This window comes from Paenibacillus sp. S-38, from assembly GCF_049942825.1.
GTDB lineage: Bacteria > Bacillota > Bacilli > Paenibacillales > NBRC-103111 > Paenibacillus_G.
Genome location: NZ_CP187970.1, coordinates 4,865,891 through 4,887,190, shown reverse-complemented (window position 1 = coordinate 4,887,190; position 21,300 = coordinate 4,865,891). Strand labels below are relative to the sequence as shown.

Annotated in this window: 18 protein-coding genes; 14 read left to right on the top strand and 4 right to left on the bottom strand. The window is 60.2% G+C overall.

The genetic code is table 11. The features are described 5' to 3' along the window. Positions 1 to 486 precede the first annotated feature (486 nt). Positions 487 to 990 (bottom strand): hypothetical protein, encoded by a 504-nt coding sequence (locus ACP26L_RS21400; RefSeq protein ID WP_426446194.1) that lies wholly within the window; start codon positions 988 to 990, stop codon positions 487 to 489. Positions 991 to 1,592: 602 nt separating this feature from the next. After that, on the bottom strand, positions 1,593 to 3,035 hold the full coding sequence (gene hemG / locus ACP26L_RS21395) for a protoporphyrinogen oxidase (protein WP_426446193.1): 1,443 nt from the start codon (positions 3,033 to 3,035) through the stop codon (positions 1,593 to 1,595). A 278-nt stretch (positions 3,036 to 3,313) separates the two neighbouring features. On the opposite strand from hemG, the gene ACP26L_RS21390 reads away from it, so the two are divergent. The 3 genes from ACP26L_RS21390 to ACP26L_RS21380 are packed head-to-tail and all read left to right on the top strand — an operon-like array spanning position 3,314 to position 5,540. Beyond that, positions 3,314 to 3,940 (top strand): DUF2249 domain-containing protein, encoded by a 627-nt coding sequence (locus tag ACP26L_RS21390; protein ID WP_426446192.1) that lies wholly within the window; start codon positions 3,314 to 3,316, stop codon positions 3,938 to 3,940. Positions 3,941 to 3,962: 22 nt separating this feature from the next. Then, a complete protein-coding gene (locus ACP26L_RS21385; RefSeq protein WP_426446191.1) occupies positions 3,963 to 5,195 on the top strand; it encodes a hypothetical protein in 1,233 nt (410 codons plus the stop codon). A 45-nt stretch (positions 5,196 to 5,240) separates the two neighbouring features. Continuing rightward, positions 5,241 to 5,540 carry a metal-sulfur cluster assembly factor gene (locus ACP26L_RS21380; protein ID WP_426446189.1) on the top strand — a complete coding sequence of 100 codons (300 nt, stop codon included), beginning with the start codon at positions 5,241 to 5,243 and terminating at the stop codon, positions 5,538 to 5,540. A gap of 245 nt (positions 5,541 to 5,785) precedes the next feature. On the opposite strand, the gene ACP26L_RS21375 is transcribed toward ACP26L_RS21380, so the two are convergent. Further along, the gene (locus ACP26L_RS21375) at positions 5,786 to 6,943 is read right to left on the bottom strand and encodes a TIGR04053 family radical SAM/SPASM domain-containing protein (protein ID WP_426446187.1); all 1,158 of its coding nucleotides are present in this window, start codon (positions 6,941 to 6,943) and stop codon (positions 5,786 to 5,788) included. Positions 6,944 to 7,268: 325 nt separating this feature from the next. Here ACP26L_RS21375 and ric point away from each other — a divergent pair, with 325 nt between their 5' ends. From ric to ACP26L_RS21325, 10 genes are all read left to right on the top strand, one after another. Beyond that, positions 7,269 to 8,000, top strand: coding sequence for an iron-sulfur cluster repair di-iron protein (gene ric / locus ACP26L_RS21370; protein WP_426446185.1), 732 nt, complete (start codon positions 7,269 to 7,271; stop codon positions 7,998 to 8,000). Positions 8,001 to 8,437: 437 nt separating this feature from the next. Beyond that, positions 8,438 to 9,745: an ABC transporter substrate-binding protein gene (locus ACP26L_RS21365; protein WP_426446183.1), complete on the top strand. Its 1,308-nt coding sequence runs from the start codon at positions 8,438 to 8,440 to the stop codon at positions 9,743 to 9,745. A 208-nt stretch (positions 9,746 to 9,953) separates the two neighbouring features. After that, entirely contained in the window at positions 9,954 to 10,841 is an 888-nt protein-coding gene (locus ACP26L_RS21360; RefSeq protein ID WP_426446181.1) for a carbohydrate ABC transporter permease, read from the top strand. Then, positions 10,841 to 11,662, top strand: coding sequence for a carbohydrate ABC transporter permease (locus ACP26L_RS21355; protein ID WP_426446179.1), 822 nt, complete (start codon positions 10,841 to 10,843; stop codon positions 11,660 to 11,662). Before ACP26L_RS21360 ends, ACP26L_RS21355 begins: the two co-directional genes overlap by 1 nt. A 110-nt stretch (positions 11,663 to 11,772) precedes the next feature. Next, positions 11,773 to 13,563 carry a cache domain-containing sensor histidine kinase gene (locus ACP26L_RS21350; protein ID WP_426446177.1) on the top strand — a complete coding sequence of 597 codons (1,791 nt, stop codon included), beginning with the start codon at positions 11,773 to 11,775 and terminating at the stop codon, positions 13,561 to 13,563. After that, entirely contained in the window at positions 13,556 to 15,178 is a 1,623-nt protein-coding gene (locus ACP26L_RS21345; RefSeq protein ID WP_426446176.1) for a response regulator transcription factor, read from the top strand. The genes ACP26L_RS21350 and ACP26L_RS21345 overlap by 8 nt, the downstream gene beginning before the upstream one ends. Positions 15,179 to 15,363: 185 nt before the next feature. Beyond that, a complete protein-coding gene (locus ACP26L_RS21340) occupies positions 15,364 to 16,347 on the top strand; it encodes a phosphotransferase enzyme family protein (RefSeq protein ID WP_426446174.1) in 984 nt (327 codons plus the stop codon). A gap of 12 nt (positions 16,348 to 16,359) precedes the next feature. Next, complete coding sequence (locus tag ACP26L_RS21335; protein ID WP_426446172.1) at positions 16,360 to 17,220, top strand: serine/threonine protein kinase; 861 nt, start codon at positions 16,360 to 16,362, stop codon at positions 17,218 to 17,220. Positions 17,221 to 17,224: 4 nt separating this feature from the next. After that, complete coding sequence (msrA, locus tag ACP26L_RS21330; RefSeq protein ID WP_426446170.1) at positions 17,225 to 17,863, top strand: peptide-methionine (S)-S-oxide reductase MsrA; 639 nt, start codon at positions 17,225 to 17,227, stop codon at positions 17,861 to 17,863. A gap of 162 nt (positions 17,864 to 18,025) precedes the next feature. After that, positions 18,026 to 18,220: a hypothetical protein gene (locus ACP26L_RS21325; protein WP_426446168.1), complete on the top strand. Its 195-nt coding sequence runs from the start codon at positions 18,026 to 18,028 to the stop codon at positions 18,218 to 18,220. A 936-nt stretch (positions 18,221 to 19,156) separates the two neighbouring features. On the opposite strand, the gene ACP26L_RS21320 is transcribed toward ACP26L_RS21325, so the two are convergent. Beyond that, the gene (locus ACP26L_RS21320; RefSeq protein WP_426446167.1) at positions 19,157 to 19,681 is read right to left on the bottom strand and encodes a YfiT family bacillithiol transferase; all 525 of its coding nucleotides are present in this window, start codon (positions 19,679 to 19,681) and stop codon (positions 19,157 to 19,159) included. Between the two features lie 158 nt (positions 19,682 to 19,839). On the opposite strand from ACP26L_RS21320, the gene ACP26L_RS21315 reads away from it, so the two are divergent. Next, the gene (locus ACP26L_RS21315) at positions 19,840 to 21,282 is read left to right on the top strand and encodes an SWIM zinc finger family protein (RefSeq protein ID WP_426446165.1); all 1,443 of its coding nucleotides are present in this window, start codon (positions 19,840 to 19,842) and stop codon (positions 21,280 to 21,282) included. Positions 21,283 to 21,300 lie beyond the last annotated feature (18 nt).

Here is a 21,300-nt window from a genome sequence, read left to right as displayed (position 1 = left end):
ACGAGAGATACCCATCCGGTAGCGTGAAATAGGTGAGGGAGCATGGATTCGCGAAGCAGCATACAAGGAGAGGCGGGACTGCTGCCGGTCGTGTAGCCATGGGGCAAGCCGCTCAGCGAGTCCTAACTTTCTCGGAGTGAAGACTATTTCCAGATGCAGCCGGAGAAAACTGAGATAGCGGAACTCCGATGCGTTATGCTCTTCTTCCAAAGAGGGATTTTGATCATAGAGGAACTGAGATTCGCTATTTCGAGGGTTGAAGCTGGTTTCGAAGGAAAAAACCACTGGTAACGTACCTGAGTTCCGCTAGAATCCGGGAAATGCCGGAAATACCCAATAAGGCATCGTATTTCCTTTATTTCGAATGAACAGGGGGATCGGTCTGTAGGTGTTCCCCTCGTATATGAAGAACAACCAAAGCCGGTTAGCGGATGCTAACCGGCTTTGGTTGCGTATGTTCCTAAAACCGCTTACTACTGCGTGTGCTTACACGCTCTGCTTTTTGCCGCCGAGCAGCGCATAAGCCCCGATCACGATGAGGACGATCGCCACGATGGGTCCTTGGCCGCTCAGCTTGGTCAGAAGGGTGCCCAGCGTGAAGACGGTGAAGAACAGCAGGGAAACCACGGTTAGAATGCTGACCGGGATGAGCAGGTACCGGTTGCGGCTGCCGAACAGGTAGAACTCGAAGAGGCCGACGGCCGGCGCCAGGACGAAGCCGGGCCACATGACGCCCCAAGCGTCGAACAGCATGGAGATCTGGCATACGATCCCGACGGTGATCAGGATCCCGCCGGGAATGAGGAGCCCGGAGGCCCGCGGCGCGGTCATGGAGAAGTACAGCCAGTGGAAGAACAACCCCAGCGGCAGGATGAACAAGCTCGCCCAGTAATACTCGAAGATGGTGCCGATCCCCATCGGATGCCCCTGGTTCAGGAACAAGCCTGCCCCCAGGAGGATCAGCAAGGTGCCTACTATGTACCGACTCATTTGCATGGTGGAGCTCCTTTCAAAATTCCCTTCATTTGTCAGCTTGTTTGTATGTTAACATATTCCATCTTAGCCTATCGCCCATCCGAAGGGAAGGAGGGAACTGGACTTAGGTCCAGTTGTGCAGGAGACGGAACACTATACGCAAGAGAACTGCAGTTTAGTACAGCAAGACAAAGGAATTTCGCGAGCGGCATTCTGGAGTCGTACCATGAGGGCGATGCGGTGTCCTGACCATGCTTTCCTGGAGTGCTGGGCTCCGGGGCCGGTGTCGACCCAAAATTTCCATACGGCGTAATATGAAGCAGCACCGGATGTGCCCTAGGGGCGATCCGGTGCTGTTCCTTCCTGGGCACCTGTGCAGATGCAGTTCGGCCCCCCATAACCTGCAGGTCTTGCCCTCGATCACGTCATTCGGCCGCCGCGTCACCCGTTCGGTGAACTTCGGGCACTGGGCGTGCGTAACTGGGCTTGCTTTGTGATGGCAAACTCAAGTCGGGGAGCATGGGACATGTTCCGAAACACCAACAATGCCCTTTCGATGCCGTACGGCCGGTCCAGGTGTCCGTTTGGGTCCATGGAGACCGGTCCCCTGATATAGGCTACAGCTTCAGCTTCTCCGCCGCCTCCATTCCCTGGCGGATGCAGTCCGGCATGCCCGTCCCCCTGTAGGACTTGCCGGCGACCACGACATTCGGCCACTGCGCCGCCAGCTCGGATTCGATGCCTTGCAGCCGGTCCAGGTGTCCGCATAAGTATTGGGGCATGGAGTCCGGATGCCTCGATACCACGCTGAAATCGGGGCGGATCTTCTCGCCGAGGATGCGCCCGAGGTCCTCACAGACCGCTTCCGTCAGCACCTCGTTCCCCAGCTCGCAGTGGGATTCATCGCCAGCGTGTCCCAGATAAGCGCGGAGCAGGAGCCGGCCGGGCGGAGCGGTGTGAGGCCACTTGGCCGACGTCCAGGTGCAGGCCGTGATCCGGAGCCCGCCGCCTCGGGGCGTAACAAAGCCCGAACCCCTCAGTGGTGCGCGCAGCCTGCTGCTGTCCAGCCCAAGGGCCACATTGGCGACGGATACGCCGTGGATGGAGGCCAGGCTGCGGTTCAGGGACGTCGACCGTCCCCGAAGCAGCTTGGCGGCTGCATGCGCGGGAACCGCCAGGATGACCGCATCCGCGTGCAGCTCGGTTCCATCCGATAAGGTCACGCGGCAGGAGCTCCCGGGCTCTGTCCCGTGCCGGATGGATGCCGCGGAAGTCTCCTGCCGGATGACCGTGCCCCGGCGGATGAGCGCTTCCGTCAAGCGTTCCACTAAGGCGGCGAGTCCTGTGCGGAAGGTGAGGAACAGACTGCCGTGCAGATGGGGCGGGAGCTCAGCGCCGCTCGGGCCGCGGCCGGTGGTCTTTGGCATGTTCTTCGATGCCAGCATGCCCAGGATGAGACTGCGCCAGCGCGCTTCCAGGGACAGGAGCTGGGGGAAGGTGGCGGCCGTGCTGAGCTGGTGCACGTCACCCGCATAGATGCCGGCAAGGATCGGGCCAACGAGGTAGTCCGCCACCTCCCGCCCCATGCGCCTTCCGATCAGCTCGCCCAGCGGCTCATCTCCAGACCCGATGCGGCGCGGCAGCATAAGGTCCAGCGCTGCACGCGCTTTTGCCGTTGGGGACAGCAGCCCTGTCCCGAGAAAAGGAAGGATCCGGGTGGGGATCCCCATGGACAACCCCTCCGGCATAGGCTGCAGCCGGCCATTCCGGTACATATAGCTGCGCCCCGCCGCCGGGTTCAGCCCTACAAGCTGATCCTCCAGCCCGAGCTCCTTGGCGAGGAGCAGCGTCTCGGGTTTGCGGGACAGGAAGGAGTCGGGTCCTTGTTCGATTACGAAGCCGTCCCTTCTCAGTGTCCGGATCGCACCGCCCAGGCGGGCGTCCCGTTCGATCAAGGTTAACTGCAGCATCCGGTTCTCCCGGGCGGCACGCTTGTTCAAGGTATAGGCGGCCGTCAGACCGGTAATGCCCCCTCCGATGATGACGATATGTTTAGGCATGTTCCGCATGGCAGCGGCACCCACTTTCACGTTCGATGTGTTGACAGCGATACGATACCAGACGGCGGGGGTTCCCGGCTATGATTCGGATCACCCCAATGCAGCGCATTCGCTGTGATCCGGCGCACAACCTTTCCTGCAGCCCTCCGCTATACTGAGATTATTGATAACCATTCTCAAGGGGGAGACGGAATGCGGCAAAAACGTACGATGGTGCAGGGGATTCTGGGGAACGGGCCGACTGGAGCCGTTATGCAGGGCAGGAGGGAATCAGGCGTATGAAGGAGCAGGAGAACATCAGGCAGCTCGATGTAAGACCGTATTTGAACCGCAAGCTGGATCCCTTCCAGCTCATCATGAAGACCGTGAAAGAACTGAACAGGGAGGAGATGCTGCTGCTGCATGCAACGATCAAGCCGGTGCCCTTGTTCGGATTGATGAAGCTGAAGGGTTACGCTTATGCAGCGGAGGAAGTGGGGGAGCGCTATTGGATCACGGCATTCCTGCACAAGAGCCAGGATCAGGCGAGGCTTGCCCGGCTGCAGCTGGGCGGGTGGGCGGCTCCCATTCTTCCGAAGGAGAGCGACCTGCCTGCGGAGGAGGAGGAGGAGGGGATAGCCGGCCGGCAGGAGATGACGGGCGAGCGGCTATCCGGAGCGGAACACGCGGTGAAAGAGCACAGCGGAGAGGCGGACCTTGATAACCGGGGGCTCGAGCCTCCGCAGCCGATGGTTCGTACGCTGAGTGCCCTGGAGCGTCTGGGTCCCGGCGGAACGCTTACGATTCATAATGACCGGACGCCCGTCTTTTTGATGGAAGAGCTGCAGCGGCTTGGGTATGCCTATCAAGCGATTGCCCGGGCGGACGGCTCGGTGGTCATCCGGATTACGAAACCTATAACCTGACTTGGAAAAGGAGGCGGACTCCATGTTTCGGCTTCCGCTGTTATTTATGATCACGGGGATGGCGAGCTTCATCCTGTTCCACCTGCTGTCCCTTTTCTCCGTGGGGGAATGGGCCGTAGGCTCGCCGCGGAGTCCCGACGGCTGGTTCCGCCTGCACCTGCTGGTGCTGGACTGGGGGACGATGATAGCCATGGGCGCGGTATACCAGCTGATGGACGTCGTGCTCCAGAGAAGAATCCACAGCGAGCGGCTCGGGTATGTCCACTATATCGCCTTCACGGGAGGTTCGGTCATCCTGCTGGCCGGCTTCCTGCGGATGGATACGCTCTGGATCGCAGCAGGGGGGGCCGCCGCACTCGCCGGAATTCTGCTCTTCGCATGGAATGTGGGAAGGACGCTGCTTGCAGCGCGGCTGTGGAATCCGGTAACGGTCAGCACGGCCTGCGCCGTGGGTTATCTGGCCCTGACCGGGATGCTCGGACTGATGATGGGGCTGAATTTTGCTTTGAACTGGTGGGGGGCGGTTCACGAAAGACTGCTGCACGCGCATATTTGGCTCGGGATCACGGGCTGGTTCGGGCTGCTCATTACCGGCTTCAGCTTCAAGATGCTCCCCATGTTCTACTTGTCCCACGGCTTCCCGGAGAAGTCGCCGCGATGGATCGTGCGGCTTTGGAACGCCGGCGTACTCGCGGGAGCCTTCCTCTTTCTTCTCGGGCTGCGTCCGGTCTATTCGATGCTGACCGTCCTTCCGATCCTCGCGGCATTGATCCTGTACAGTCTCCATATGCGGGACATCCGCAGGCACAAGCATAAGAAGGGGCCGGGGACCGGAATCCAGTGGACGGTGATCATGACCGGAGCTTTGATCGTTTACGTGATCGGACTCTTGTGCGTATGGGCGGTCTTTCCCGACACGGCATGGGGCCTTACAATGACCCTTCTGTCCGGCTGGATGGTGCTCTGGGGGTGGGTGGCGATGACCATTCTCGGCTACTTGTCCAAGATCATCCCGTTTCTCTGGTGGACGCACAAATACGGTCCGCAGGCGGGCAGACCGAACGTGCCCATGATGAACGAACTCATCAACGAACGGCATGCGGGGTGGGGCCTTGGCGGGATGGCGGCCGGTCTGCTCGTCACGATGACGGGAACCGGGCTGCACGAGGCGCTGGTGACGGCTTCCGGCGTGAGCCTGCTGTCCCTGTGCTCTCTATTGTACATGGGACTCATTGTCAGGGTATTCGCCAAATAATTCTGGCGACGAGCTAAGCGGAAATGACAGAAAGGATGAGCGACTATGGAAAGAGAACAGAAGGTACGGGAATGGCTGAAAGGGGTCTACGACCCGGAGCTCGGTGTGAATGTGGTCGACCTGGGGCTGATCTATGAGATTCAAGCGGAGGAAGGGGAAACGCTTATCCGGATGACCCTCACCACTCCCGGGTGCCCCCTGCATGATACGATCATCGGCGGGGTGCGCCGTGCCTTGGAAGACAAGCCGGAAGTCGGTACGGTGAAGGTTGAGGTGGTATGGGAGCCGAGCTGGACCCCGGAGCGGATGACCCCTGAGGCGAAGGAGCAGCTGGGAGCCTTATAGCCCTGGTGAACTCCGGGAGCTGGAGAGTCTGATAGAGAACGCTGGCATGTCGTACATCAAAAAAAAAGGAACCCCGGAGCCATCATGCGCCATGCATCATGACGCCGGGGGTAATGTACTCTCGTCCCTTCCTCTTCGGCGCTTCTGGCGGAAGGGGGAGGCTCGATGCGAGCTTATCTCTCATGCTCACGGCGCAGGTCTTGGCCGTTGAAGGCCGGCGGCAGTGACGGGAATTCGAGGGGGCATCAGCGGCTTCTCTGAATGGATTGACCGGCAAGGTCCGGCCTGGGCGGGACGCTGTGCATGGGGGCATAGCTGGCGGGAACGTACATGCACGCCGGATCGCTCTCCAGATAGTCTCCGGTTACAGCATAGGCCCGGGCCCTGGAGCCTCCGCACAGTTCCTTGTATTCGCATACACCGCACCGCCCCTTCAGCAGGGACTTGTCCCGGAGCTCCCGCATGACCGGAGCATTACGGTAGATCTCCAGCAGCGGGGCTTCCTTCACATTGCCGCACGATATCGGAAGAAAGCCGCTCGGATAAACCTCCCCCGTGTGGCTGATGAAGACGAAGCCGTCCCCGTCTCCCACCCCCCGGGGAGCCCGGCCGAGCACATCCACTGGCCTGACGAAGGATGGGGCCCGCTGTTCCCTCCGGGCGTGAAGCGGTCCGGCCTGCGCGGCTACGCGGCGGTAATGCGGCGCCTCCGTCGTCTTGATGCCGAACGGCATCCGGGGGGCCAGCTCGACCAGCCACTGCATGACTTCTTCATGCTGTACCGGAGTGATCATATCACTCTGCATGCCGCGGCCTGTAGGCACCAGGAAGAACAGACTCCAGAGAACGGCACCGATCCGGCCGACTTGCCGGGCAATGTCCCCGAGATCGGTGAGGTTATAGTTCGAGACCGTGGTGTTGATCTGGATCGGAATGCCGTGCTCCTGCAGATAGGAGATGCCCTGCATCGTCATGTCGTAGGAACCGGGGGTGCCACGGAAGTAATCGTGAATCTGCGCACTGGAGCCGTCCAGGCTGAACGCCCAGCGGGAGAGCCCGGCCTCGTTCGCCTGACGTACGGTCTCCCTGGTTACCCGCGGCGTCGCGCTGGGCGTCATGGAGACGGACAGCCCCTTGTCCCGGATCGCATACTCGGCGAGCTTGAACAGGTCGGAACGCATGAGCGGGTCTCCTCCGGTGAGGACGAAGAGCGGCCTGCGTTCCATCGCGGCTGCTTGATCGATCAGCGCCAGGGCCTCCTCATACGACAGCTGTCCGGGGTCGGCCCGGTACTGGGCCTCGGCCCTGCAGTGAAGGCATTTGAGCGCGCAGGCCCGGGTAACCTCCCAAATGACAATGAAAGGATAGTCGTGGTAATGATCGGGGGTGGATTCGTTTCTCATATGCAGTGCCCCTTTCCGTAATGGCGTCTATCCCATCCATGATATCCCACAAGCGCCATCCCGGGAGGTGAGCAGACGCACAATGTTCTTGGAGAATCGGTGGAATCGGATGAAGGAGTGAGGGAGGAAGATTGGAGGAGAGGCTGAGGGAAGGGGAAGTTGAGGGGATAAAGCGAAGATAAGGTGGAATATAAGGCGAAACCATGACAATGCGGGCCGGAGGCAAAAATGTGGTTCCAATCACAATACGGCTGATCCAAGTAGAGTATAGTTGGGGCATGAAGATCAACGAGCCGATCTTTACTACACACGGAGGTGTCTCGATATGAGCATGAAGAGTCCATGGATTGAAGGTACAGCCACGGTAGGCGAGATCGTTGCCGAATATCCGAATACGAGCAATTTGTTTAAGCAGCATCGTATTGATTTTTGCTGCGGAGGCGGACATCCGTTATCGGAAGTACTGCAGAAAAGCGGGGTGGACAAGGCCGAGTTCCTGGACCGGCTTCAGGCGATCATAGAGGCTTCCGACCGGTCTGCACGTACCGATATCGATTGGAGGTCCTACGGATCGGAGCGGCTCATTGAGCATATTACGAAGGTCCATCACGACTTTCTGCGATCCGAGCTTCCCGTGCTCTATGATTTTGTCACCAAAATCAAACAGGTCCACGGCGGTCTCCATCCCGAGCTGGTCGAGCTGCACAGACTCTATACGAGCATGAAGGAGGAGCTGGAGGAGCATCTGGTGCAGGAGGAGGAGCGGGTATTCCCTCTGATCCTGGCTCATGAGCGCACAGGGGATGGGGCGTTGAAGCGTCAGGCCGGCGAGGCCATCCATGTCCTGGAGGCGGACCACAGCCGGGTCGGAGACATCCTGAGGGAGATGCGGAGCGTGACCGGGGATTACCAGCTGCCGGAGGGGGCCTGCCGCACGTACACCGTCTCGTTCCAAAAGCTGGAGCAGCTGGAGTCCGATCTCTTCGAGCATATCCATCTGGAGAATAACATCCTGTTCCCCCGCTACGAGAATTCGTGCTCTTGCGGAGAAGACTGAGGAGTACCCGCGTGTCCCCGCCTGGGTAGAGGTGTGCAGACTGGGGCAAGATTGGATCGGAGGCAGTCCTTTGGATTGGGATGAGCCTGGCAGCCCCTATCCCCTTCGATGATTCCAATCAGATGAAAGCGGAGAGGTATGTGAGGGGTATGCGGAATGACCCGCAGGCAGTAGATCGGCTTTCTTAGGTACCCTGTTGTAGCGAAGCACATAAATCGACCGGCATTTAAACTCCGGTGAACCGTACCCATGGGCTCATTCATGGTTTCGGATCACCGGAGTTTTTGGCGTGCCTGGAGAGATTGGGTGCACTCACGAAGCGATGACACTTTTTTACCCTCGATTCCACACGATAATCCATAGCCTGCGAAGGCGCTTACAGGTAACATGAAGGAAGCAAAAGCATTCCACTGGATTAGGAAAGGCGGTCAGGAATAATGAAATCACCTAAGATCGGGTCTGCGGCGGCGGGACTGCTGGTACTGAGTATGCTGGCGGCGGGCTGCGGGAGTGAGACGGGCTCCGGCGGAGGCAGCCAGGAGGCTGCAAACGGAGGGACAGCCGGTGCGGGGAGCGAGGCGAAGCCGGTAACGCTGGAGATTTTCCAGTATTCGCCAGAGATGGCCGACGCGATGCACCAGCTCGCCGAGGAGTACCAGAAGCAGCATCCCCATGTAAAAGTGAACGTCACCATCAACCAGGATAACTACTATCCGCTGCTCAAGACGAAGATCAACGCCGGAGAGATTCCGGATATCTTCATGACCGGTGCCTACAACGACAATAAGACGTACCAGGACTACGCCTACGATCTTACCAAGGAGCCGTTCATGGCGAACATCGCCGACAGCGCCAAGACGGGCACCACCCTGGACGGCAAAGTGCTGGGGTACCCGCTCATTCTCCAGTCCTACTCGTTTATTTATAACAAAAAGCTCTTCGCGGATGCCGGCATTACAGCGCTTCCGAAGACCTACTCCGAGCTCGAAGCGGCGGCGAAGAAGCTGAAGGACAAAGGGATCACCCCGTTCACCAACGGCTACAAGGAATGGTGGGTGCTCGAGCAGACGCTGACGCCGATTCTCGCCTCTACCGGCGGGGACTATGCGGCGGCGTTCGGCGAGATCAACGCAGGCAAGAAGAAGCCAAGCGACCTGAAGGAGCTCGCCAATCTGTTCCCGCTGATCGACCTGACGCTGAAGTACACGAGCGGCAAGCCGCTCGAGACGGACTTCAACACCTCGGTGTCCGAGTTCGCGCAGGGGAAGGCGGCGATCCTGCACCAGGGCAGCTGGGCGGAGGATGCGATCCGGAAGATTACACCGGGCATCGATATCGGCTTCCTGCCGCATCCGGTCGGGGAGGACGGCAGCAAGGCCGGTCTCATGGTCGACTCGAATATCGTCTACCGGATTCACAAGGATTCGAAGAACCTGCCCGAGGTGCTGAAATTCTTCGAGTGGCTGACCACCTCCGACTACGGGAAGAACTTCGTTCCGAAGGTCGTCAAGCAGATCTCGACGATCAAGGATGCGCCGTTCCCCGACGCGCAGCTCGCCAAGGAAACGAGCGAGTACCTCAAGAACGGAAAGACGTATCCGTGGGTCAAAGGGTACTTCCCTGACGGCTACGAGCAGCAGGCCGGCCAGATTCTGCAGCAGTATGTCGGCGGCATCGCGGATGCGGCCAAGACCGTGTCGCAGCTGGATACCACGTGGGCCAAGCTGGCGAAAGCGGCCCAGTAAAGGAAGCCGTGATGAGCCGGCGGTCAGCCGCAGCAAGGAATGGTGCGGCCGGCTCTCAGGAAGCCGTGTGCAGTAAAGAAAGTACGGAGGACAGGAACGAGCATCCGCGCGGAATACTGTCTGTCTCTTGGAGAAGCGGGTCAGCCGGGTGCGGTAGCCCCCGGCTGTTTCCCCTGCCTCCTACCTTAGTATGATCGGAGTGTGGAAGATGGCCCCAGCATGGAGACGGCGTAAGGAGCTCGCAATCTTCCTTTCGTTCGTGGCGCCTGCGCTGATCCTGATCCTGCTGTTTGCAGAGATCCCTTTTGTCATGTCGCTGTATTACTCGTTCACGAAGTGGAACGGAATCTCGAAGAACATCGCGTTCATCGGCTTCCAGAATTTCAAGGAATTGTTCACGGAGGATCCGGATGCGGCGGCCTCGTTCCGGTTCACGATCCTGTACAGCCTCATCACGCTGATCGCGACCAACCTGGCGGCCCTGCTGCTGGCCCTGGTCCTCACCCGCAAGTTCCGGGGGAGCAGCATGCTCCGGGCCGCGTTTTTCGTGCCGTATATCGTGTCCCTGGTCATCATCGGCTTCATCTGGAAATTCATCTTCTCAAGCGCGTTCCAGTCGCTCCATGAGCTGACGCTGTGGCCCCTCTTCGGTTGGAGCTGGCTCGGTACGCCAACCCTGGCCTTCCTGTCCGTCGTCTTCGTGAGCGTATGGCAGTCGGTCGGCTTCTATATGATGATCTACATCACGGGCCTGCAGTCCATTCCTGCCGAGATGGGGGAGGCGGCCGTCATTGACGGGGCGAACGGGCTTCAGCGCTTCGTACATATCACGCTGCCGCTGCTCATGCCTTCGATCACCGTCGCGCTGTTCCTGTCGATCTCGAACTCGCTCAAGGTGTTCGATATCATCTTCACCCTGACCTTCGGCGGACCGGGCCGGACGACGATGAGCACCACGATGGATATCTATAACGAAGCGTTCGTCAACAACCGGTTCGGGTATGCGACAGCGAAGTCGCTGGTATTCGTGCTGGTCATCCTGCTCATTACCTTGATCCAGGTTAAAGTGTTCAAAAGCAGGGAGGTGGAGGCGTGATGAGAAGCAAGCGGCTTACCCTCCTGCTCAGCGTGTCCGCCTGGGCAGCGGCGGCAGTGTTCCTGTACCCTTTTTATCTAGTCGTGCTCAATACGTTCAAGGACTATAAAGAAGTGGTCACGAGTGTGCTCAGCCTGCCCCAGTCGCTGCTCATAGACAACTACCTCCAGGTGTGGAAGCTCGTGCAGTATCCGAAGCTGTTCCTGAGCACGCTGCTGCTCACCCTCGGAAGTGTGCTGGGCATCGTGCTGTTCGGTGCGGCGGCGGGCTACAAGCTGAGCCGGACCAAGACGAAGCTGAGCGGCTGGCTCTTCTTCCTGGCGATCGCGCCGATGATGCTGCCGTTCCAGTCGTTTATGATCCCGCTCACGAAGCTCGCGAAGGAGCTGCATCTCATCAACCAGCTGCCGGGGCTGATGCTCGTCTATTGGGGCTTAGGCTGCCCGATGGCCATTTTCCTCGTACACGGGTTCGTCAAATCGATACCGTATGAGCTCGAGGAGTGCGCCTCGATGGACGGCTGCTCGCCCTACCGATCCTTCTTCAGCATCATCGTACCTGTCATGGTTCCCGTACTGAGCACGGTGGTCATCCTCAATGTGATGTGGATCTGGAATGATTTTCTGCTCCCGCTCATTCTGCTGAACGGGAATGAAGCTACGCTGCAGCTGGCCTCCTACAAGTTCTTCGGACAGTACAAAAGCGAATGGAACTACGCCTTGACCGCTGTCGTGATGGTGACGCTGCCGCCGATCCTGTTCTTCCTGTTCATGCAGAGGTATATCGTTCAGGGGATGATGGCGGGCGCGGTCAAAGGGTAGGCGGCCAGAGCCGGCCGGAAGTCCGTACGGGCGGGATTTTCCTTATTGTGGCAGACGTAAGCCTGCCCTTATAATGGAGTCCAACCTGAATACGATGGGAAGAATTCGCCATGACTTGGACCATTGCGCGCCGTATCGGCCGGACGGTGTCCGGACGGCTCCGCAACAAACTCGTGCTGTCCTTTTCGCTGATCGCCGCCTTCATCGTCATCCTCCTCTCTTATACCTCTTATCGGCAATCGGTAGACACGGGAAGGGAGCATTATATCGCGAGCAATATGAAGCTGCTCCGGCTCGTCAACCAGAACCTGGACAGCTACCTGGCCCAGATCGACGAGCTCTCCCTGTCCCCCCACCGGGACAGCCGGTTCATGGATGAGCTGCATTCGGATGCCTACCTGAGCCGCTTCTATATCCAGAACCAGGTCAAGAACTGGTTCTATTCCCGGGACGATATGGAAGAGCTGACGGTGTATACGCCCGGCACGGAGCAGGAGTACACGATCTCCCGCTCGGCCCCAGCCCTGCAGCAGCGGACCGATGACCGGACCGAAGCGGCGGTCTGGTACCGGGAGGCGGTCGGCAGCCCCAAGTACCGAAGCCTGGAGCCGGCAGGCGGCGGTGAGGACCGACAATCCCAGGGCAGACTGCTGACGTTCCACCGGATTATCATCGATATTGCCGACAAAACCCCGCTGGCCGCGGTCTCCATTACGCTGAACCGCAGGCAGTTCGATCCGATTGTTCATGATCTCTTCGACGACAAGGGGGAAGCGGTAGTCCTCTTGGATGAGCGCGACCGGCTGGTGTACTCCAGCGGCGGGGGATTGACGGAGGAGAGATTGGCCGGACTGCGCGGCCTGGTTCGTCCGGGCGGGAGCGGGGTGCAGATGACGGGCGGCACCGAAGGCCAGGGAGAGCTGCTCCTCTACCATATCTCCGACCGGTATCACTGGAAGCTGCTCAAGGTCACTTCCATGGAGGTGCTGAACCGGGAAGCGGCTCACGCCCGGAACATCAACCTCGCCTTCGGCAGCGCTTTCGTCCTTCTCGCGGTGCTGGTCACCGTCTTAACGGCCAATGCGATCACGGGACGGCTGAAGCAGCTGCACCACCATATCGGCCGGCTGGGGGAGGGCGACTTCGAGCCGTCGCTGGAGATCCGCGGTACGGACGAGGTGGCACACCTGTCCCGGAAGTTCAACCAGATGGCAGTCAAAATCAACGATCTGATCGCCGACCGGTATGTCCTGCTCCTCAATGAGCGAAATGCGAAGCTGCGGGCGCTGGAGGCGCAGATCAATCCGCATTTTCTGTATAATTCGCTGCAGGCGATCTCGACGGAAGCGATCCTCAGCGGGGTGGAGCCGATCCAGGAGATGGTGGACGCCCTGGCGGCTTCTCTGCGCTACTGCATTCGGGACAGCGAGAAGGTGCTGCTGACCGACGAGCTGGAGCACATCCGCAACTACCTTGTGCTGCAGCGGGCCCGCTTTGGCGACCGGCTGCAGGTAGAGGAGCGGGTTGGGGAGGAGGCACTCGGCTGCCCCATTCCCCGGATGACGCTCCAGATCCTGCTGGAGAATGCGGTGGAGCATGCGCTGGAGCAGATGATCGGGGAGATCCATATTACCATTACAGCCGTAGTTCGCAGCGGAAGGCTGATGCTTCAGGTTGAGGATGACGGCCCCGGCATCACGGCGGACCGGCTGACCGAGCTGAGCGGGCGCTTCGCGGAAGGAGACTGGGCGGACGGCGAGAGCCTGGGGCTCAAAAATCTGCATTCGCGCCTTAGGCTGCTTTTCGGGGAAGACGTCGTGCTGGACATCCGGAGCGAAGCCGGACAGGGGACCACAGTGGAGATCGGCATGAGTGCAGGGAGGGAGCCAGTGGATGTATAAAGCCTTAATCATAGATGACGAGCTGCCGGCACGCCGGGCCATCCGGGCGCTGGGACCGTGGGAGCAGTACCGCATTACCGAGGTTCTCGAGGCGGGCAACGGGCTGGCCGGACTGCAGATGATGGAGGAACATCAGCCGCAGATCGTCCTTATCGATATGAAAATGCCGCAGCTGGGCGGCGTGGAGCTGATGAGGCAGGGGGGAAGCGTCTGCGCCGCCAAATTCATCGTCGTCAGCGGATATGACGACTTCTCCTATACGCGCAGCGCCATTCAAGCGGGAGCCGTTGATTACCTGCTGAAGCCGGTCCGGGCAAAGGAGCTGGCCTCTGCGGTCGGCAAGGCGGTGGAGCTGCTTGACCTTGAGGCTTTGGAGCGAAAACGCGAGCTGGAGAACGGGATCCTCTCCAACCTCTCCGTGCCGCTCCTGAAGGAGACGATCTTCTCGGCGATCATCGGGCATAACGGCAGGCTGCATGAGATCCCGGAGCTGGCGGAGTTCGTCAATACGAGGCAGGACGATCTCTTTCGCGTTCTCGTCCTGTCCGTCCTGAACCTGGAAGAGGTATGCCGGGAGAGGTTCAAGGGGGATTACCACGCCTGTTATTATGCACTGACCAATGCCGTGAATGAGCTGATGGGGGAATCGACCGGGGAGGCGTTCAGCTTCAAGAGCGCCCGGTACGGACAGGAGCTTGTCGTCATTCTTCCCGGCAAAGTCTCTGCGTGGGCTTCGGGGGACCTGCAGGCCGTCATGGGAGCAGTTACCCGGCTGCAGGCCTTCCTCGGCTTCGACTGCATTGCCGCCTGGGGCGGGAAGCCGTGCTGCCTCGCGGAGCTCGACAAGGCGTATCACAGCGCCCGGGAGTCCCTGCTGCAGACGGATTTGCTGCGGGGAGGCACGCGTTCGGCGGCGGAAGCCGGCGTGGGGACGGCCGCCTTGTCCGTCCTGGCGGTCAAGGAAAAAGTGCAGCACGCCCTCGAAATGGGAAGCGGGATGGTCGCTGCGGGGGTGCTGCGGCAGTATTTTGCGGCTGTGCGGGCGGGAGGGCGCTTCACTGCGGAGATGATGCTTCAGGCACTGGCGGACTTCCGCCTGCTCGCTGTGGAGCTGCTGGCGGACAGCGGAAGGGCCGGCGGAGAGCCACTGGCGGAATACGACCGGCTGTTCCGCAGCCCGGTCATGCGCTTCGAGGCCTTCGAGGAGCAGGTGACCGGCTGGTTCGAAGGGTTCATCACCGGGCAGCTCCAGCGGAGCAAGCCTCCGGAGAAGTTCGACGTCGCGAAGGTGAGGAGCTATATTGACGCCCGCTTCCACGAGGAACTGCCGATCGCCTCGCTGACGGAGCGCTTCTACCTCAGCAAGGAGCATCTGCACCGGCTGTTCAAGCAGCAGTACGGCTCGGGCATCCATGAATATGTGCTGAAGCTCCGGATGGAGAAGGCGCGGGAGCTCCTGGGCGACCCGGCGCTCAAGATTCAGACCGTCTGTGAGCGGGTAGGCTACCGGGATCAGAATTATTTCAGCAAGGCGTTCCGCAAATACTGCGGGGCTTCGCCGCAGGAATACCGCAGCGCTTTGCTCGTGAAGCAAGGGGCGGATGGCACCCTTTAGAGGCAGTAGTGGGGCGGCGAAGGGCTCTGGTTTTGCCGGAGAGGCCTGAAGGGAACATGGGCTGGAGCTGGATAGAACGCGGATCGAGATACTATGTGGATAGATATTATGCGGATACAGACTATACGGATACAGACTATGCGGATAGAGAGATTACGCGGATGCGATAAGGAGTGGAAGAGGCAATGAATTCGTCGGCAGCCCTGGAGCTGGCAATGGCCCAGGGAAGACAGGCGGCGCTGAAAGCGCTGCTGCAGTATGGGCTGGAATGGGAGGAGATCCGCTTCGGGGCGCTTTCCGAAACCTGCACCTTCGTGGTCACCTCGCGGAATGAGGGAACGTGTCTGCTCCGCATCCATGTGGGTATCGACCGGAAGGCCGTCGATGCGGAGCTTGCGTGCCTGGAGCTGTGGGGGAAGGAGCTGGATGTTCCCATCCCGCAGGGTATTGCCGCACGGAGCGGTGAGAGGGCGGTAAGCATGGAGCTGGGGGACGGGTACCAGTGCAGCGCTTCCCTGATGCGGTGGGTGGAGGGAGGGCCGGCAGCCGGTAAGCTGACACAAGAGCAGATATTCCGGGAAGGCGTCCTGTTGGCCCGGCTTCACCGGGCTTCGCAGGAGGCAGGGCTGGCAGGGCATCCGGACCGGCCCGTATGGGGGGAGAGGAGCTTCCGGGAGGCGTTCGACCGGCTGACCGCTTACCATGACCGTTTTCTGACCGGGACGGAGTTCGAGCTGTACCAGGCCGCCGCCGAGCGGATCCTCTCCTGGATCGGCAAGCTGGAGAAGCGGTGGGACACGTACGGATTCGTCCATGGGGATCTCCACCAGGGGAACATTGTTTTTCTTGAAGGCGAGCCGCGGGCGATCGATTTCGGCCGGTGCGGGTCCGGCTTTTTCCTCTATGATATCGCCCATACGATCCTGGGGCTGCATCCCGTACAGAGGGAGCTTGTGCTGCGGGGGTACGAGAGCCTGCGCCCCCTGGAGGAGCATTGGCTGCCTGCATTGGAGCATTTTACGGTGATGGTCATGATCGAGAATTACAGCCATCATGCGCCGGATCCGAGAGAGGCTGGAGGGCTCCGCGCGGAGCAGCCTTATGCGCAGGCGATCCTGAAGCATTTTTTGTCGGGAAGTCCGTTCCTGTTCCATGCACTTGATCTATAAAGGAGGCTGCTAATGGCGGACGGGACTGTGAGGTATGAGATTGATGAGGTGACGTTCGAGCTGAGGGAAGCGCATGACTTCGGCTGGCTGCGGGAGCTCGGACAAGTCTTCGCTGTGTTCGACCGGCAGGATTCCGGCAATATCAGCTTCGGCGTCCTGCGCGATGGAGAGAAGCTGTTCATCAAATATGCGGGAGCGAAGCCCGTGTGCTTCAGCGGTGAGGCCTGTGAGGCCGTGACACGGCTAAGGGCTGCCACGGTGCTGTATCAGAAGCTCGCACACCCGTATCTCGTCAAGTGGATGGGGGAGATCGAGCTGCCCTTCGGATACGCCGCCGTGTTCCAGTGGCAGGAGGGGACAGGGCTGCGCGGAGCGGAAGCCATGGGGCGTTTCAAGGGGCTGCCGCTGGGGGACCGGCTTGCCGCACTCGGCCGGATTTTCGAGTTCCATGCCCATGTGGAGGAGAAGGGCTATGCCGCGGTCGATTTCTATGACGGCAGCCTCTTGTACGATTACGCGGGCGGGGGGCTCACCATCTGCGACATCGACGTGTATCAGCAGGTTCCTTTCGTCAATCCGGTGGGGAGGCTGTGGGGCTCGTCGCGGTTTATGTCTCCGGAGGAATACGTGCTTGGCGCTGAGATTGACGGATGTACGAATGTGTTCACCATGGGGGCGATGGCCTTTGCGCTCGCCGGCGGCGGGGGAGGGGACCGTTCGCCGGCGTTGTGGGAGGCGGGAGAAGCGCGGTACGCAGTAGCCCTGCGTGCCGTGCAGGCGGACAGGTCCCTCCGGTATCCGGCCGTCTCTGCGTTCAAAGCGGCTTGGGATACGGCGGGCGGGGATGGTACAATCGACCTGGAGGAGGGATGACGCCATGCAAACCGAAAACGGCTTGAACGCCATCACCCTGGGCATGGGCTGCTTCTGGAGCCCGGACGCCCTCTTCGGACAGCTTCCCGGCGTGCTCCGGACCCGCGTGGGCTACGCGGGAGGGACGACGGACACGCCGAGCTACCGGGAGCTTGGGGATCACACCGAGACGGTCGAGGTGGTCTATGACGAGAGCCGGCTTCCACTCGAGACGATCCTGGATGTGTTCTGGAACGGGCACAACCCCGACAATATCAACGATTACAAAGGCCGGCAGTACCTGTCGCTTATGCTGTTTCGGGACGAGGGGCAGCGGAAGGTCATCGAACAGGTGATGCAGAGGCGGGAGGCCGAGGGCAGAGGCAGACCGGCGACCGAGATCGCTTCCTTCCAGGCTTTCTACCCGGCGGAGGACCGGCATCAGAAATATTATTTGAAGCGGTACCCCGATGCGGTAAAGAAGCTCACAGTTCTATTCCCGACGCATGAGGACCTCGTGAACGGCACCCTGCCGGCCCGGTTGAACGGCGTGGCGAAGGGCTATGCGAACCGCGCGCAGCTCCTGGAAGAGATCCGCACTTGGAGGATCGGCGAGGAGGAGCAGGAGGAGATGCGCCGGCTCGTGGAGAGCATCCGCTGGTAGCGGGGGAGGCAGGGGCGGGTGCTCGTGCCGCCTCCGCTATGCTGTGTGCAGGGGGCTGCCCGGGGCAGTCCTCTGGGATGAGGCAGGGCAGTCTGTGCTGGGATGAGGCTACGCCCGCACCGATGCTTTATGTGGTGTTCATTAGGAGAGGAGACGAACGGTATGTCCAAACCATGGCGGGAAGAACAAAAATATCTCGTGGATGCCATCCCCCGTTACCGTGCGGAGATCCGGAACTTAGAGGTGCCGGAGGCGCGAAAAATAACTCGGAAGCTGGCACAGGAGCTGTATGAGCGGCATCCCGAGCTGCGAGCCAGAAATGATCATGAGAATGCCATCTTCGAGCGGCTTCCTTAACTCGAGAATTTGCTGGCGGGCGCGCTCCATCAAGGAGACTACGCCCGGAAGGATGCGCATCTCAATGGAGCCCTCCCCAGAGAGGACGGCAGCCGGGCGTTCAATCCGTGCAATGCCCGGCACTCGTACAAGGGGAGCGTGAAGTGAGCAGTTCGCGATAGGAAGCTGCATAGGTGACTCGCATAGTAGAGTGCTAGAATGAAGTAGGAAGTCTGGATTGTAGGGCGCAGGGAGGAAGCAGGTCGGTCTGCATAGTAGATGTGCCGGGGGTAGCAGGAAGTTTGCGCTTTGTAGTACTCGGATGAAGCAGGAGCAGCCTCCGTGGCAAAGTGTATGGACGAGTTGTGGCGTGAGCTTTGCACAGCATGGGGGTCGGAGAAATACGGCGGGTGGTTTGCGCAGGAAAGTTCCCGGTCTAGTATGGCGGATAGTCTGCGCTGAAAATTGTACGGAAGAAGCAGGCTGGCCGAATGGAGTGTTCGGACAAAAAAACCGGCTGCTCTGCAGCGAAGTCGGACCTTGTTAACCGGCGGCGAGTACCACTTATTTTAAAATAAAGGAACTCAGATGCCTTATGGCCCGCTGATGCACCGAAAAACAGCCTGATTCTGAAAATAGCGAACTTCAGTTCCTCTATTTTTGAAATGGCAGCCTCAAAAAGACACATAACGCATCGTATTTCCGCTATTTCGATTTCTTTCCGTTGAGCCCTGTACGTAAATCACGGTACACTGCCCTTCTTCCAATTGACCGCTCAACCGAGCGGCTTTTTGCATGTCCACCCGATCGTCCGTCCGGTCGCTTACAGCCCATCAGCGCCTTGAGCGAAGCGTTCTGCGCAGTGTGCTGCCGGTTGTGCCAGACGAACCGCTGCAGTGTGGTGTCCAGCTCGGGGCCCCGTGCGTGTATTCCAGAAGGGACGCTCAGCAGAGCGGCTTACGCCCAAACCATCCGCGCCTTGAGCGAAGCGATCTGCGCAGTGTGGTGCCGGTTGTGCCAGACGAACCGCTGCAGCGCGGTGTCCAGATTCAGGGCTCCGTACGTGGGACTCACGAAGGAACGCGCATAGTCCGCCGGCTGCAGGGTGAGCAGAAGCGCGGCGAACCGCTGATGGACGGCCTCCAGCAGCGCCAGCGAAGGATCGAGGGGCATCCGGTAATCGCCCAGCTCCGCCCATCGATCCTCGCGGTAGGTCCCGGCCGCCGGGCTGTCCTCCGTCAGCGCGCGTTTGAATCGCAGGAAGGCGTTCATGTCGTTGTCCGCCATGTGGTGAACGACCTGCTGCACCGTCCAGCCGCCGGGACGGTAGGGAGTGAGCAGCTGCGCCTCCGTCATAGGGTGCACGGCCAGCCGCAGTGCGGGCGCAAGTCCCATGATCCCTTCCATCCACTCCCTGCGCTGATCCGGCGAAGGATTCGGCACCTCCTGGAATGGGCCGATCGGAAAGCGGTACGTGTCCATGTTATTTTCTCCCCTCAACGATTCTGCATGGTTACCCAAACGTGTATTCGGCATTTTGGCCTATTTTTCCTCCATAATAAAGGAAATCCGCGATCTCTTGTGGAATCCAAAAAGGGAGATTCCTTTCCTTCATCCGAAACGTTAGGAGCAGCACAACCATGGTAACCATCACGGAAGCATACGTGGACTCGGCCGCCTTGAACGCGGGAGCGATCAAGAACGGCAGGGACCTCGTGAAGAAAAACAGTTTTCCGAAGCTGTGCCGCTCGGAAGACGGCACCCTGCTCTTCGGTGAATGCAAGGGGAGCGGGAAGGAGCCATACCGGTGCTCGGCGGACTGGATCCAGGAGGACAGCCCGGTGTACCGGTGCTCATGTCCGAGCAGGCAGTTCCCCTGCAAGCATATTCTCGGCTTAATGTATGCGTATACGTCGGGCAAGACCTTCTCCGTCGAGAGCATCCCGCAGGATATAGCGGAGAAGCGGGAGAAGGCGTACCAGCGCGAAGCCAAAAAGAAAGAAGCGGCCGCCGACCCTTCAGCGGCCCCGCCGGCCAAGCGCAAGAGCAGCAAGGCGGCGCTCGCGAAGAAACGGGCCGCCCAGTTGGAGGGCATCGGCCTGCTGGAGAAGCTGGTCCGCCAGAGCGTACAGCACGGGCTGGCCTCCCTGGACGCCAAGACGCTGAAGCTGCTCGGCGACCAGGCCAAGGAGCTCGGGAATTATTACATTCCCGGCGTCCAGGCGGAGTTCCGCGAGCTCCTGGAGATCCTGGCAGGCGCCAAGGAGCGCGAAGGGGTCTACACGCAGGTGATGGACCGGCTCCTGAGACTCCATACGCTGACCAGGCGGAGCCGCGAGTACCTTGAGGCGAGGGTGGAGAACCCGGAGCTGCCGATGGACACGGACAGCGCCCTGGAAGAACAGCTGGGCCATGCGTGGCAGACCGCCGAGCTGAGGGAGCTGGGCCTTCTGGAGCGGGACGCTTCCCTGCTGCAGCTCTCCTTCCGGTCCTACGCGGATACCGCCCGCGGCGAGCACATCGACGAGGGCGCCTGGATCGAGCTCGGCAGCGGCCGGATCGGCGTGACCCGCCATTACAGGCCGTTCAAGGCGGCCAAATTCATTAAGGAAGAGGACACGGTCGCCGCCGCGGTTAAGACGAAGGAGCTCTTCCTCTACCCCGGCGGGCTGAACCGGCGGATCCGCTGGGAGGACATGACGATGAGGGAGCCGGAAGCTGCGGACTATGCCGCGGCCGGATCGCATGCGCTCCGTTCGTATGCCGATGCGCTCAAGACCGTCAAAAACCAGATCAAGCACCCGCTGGCAGACAAGCATCCGGTCCTGCTGCTGCATTATGCGCGGCTGGGACGGACAGAGGATTCCTTCGTGATCGAAGACGAGCAGGGAAGGCGGTTACCGCTGTCGGATACGGCTGACTTCGGACATGCGACGACCGTGCTCCTGTCCCAGCTTGATGCCGCCTGGACCCGGGAGGGGGCGGTGCTGGTCCGTTTCAGCCACGACTGGTCCACCGGAAGCCTGCTGGTCCAGCCGCTCAGCCTCATTACGGCAGGGGGTGTGATCCGGCTTGCTTACTAACCAGAACCGAACCCACAT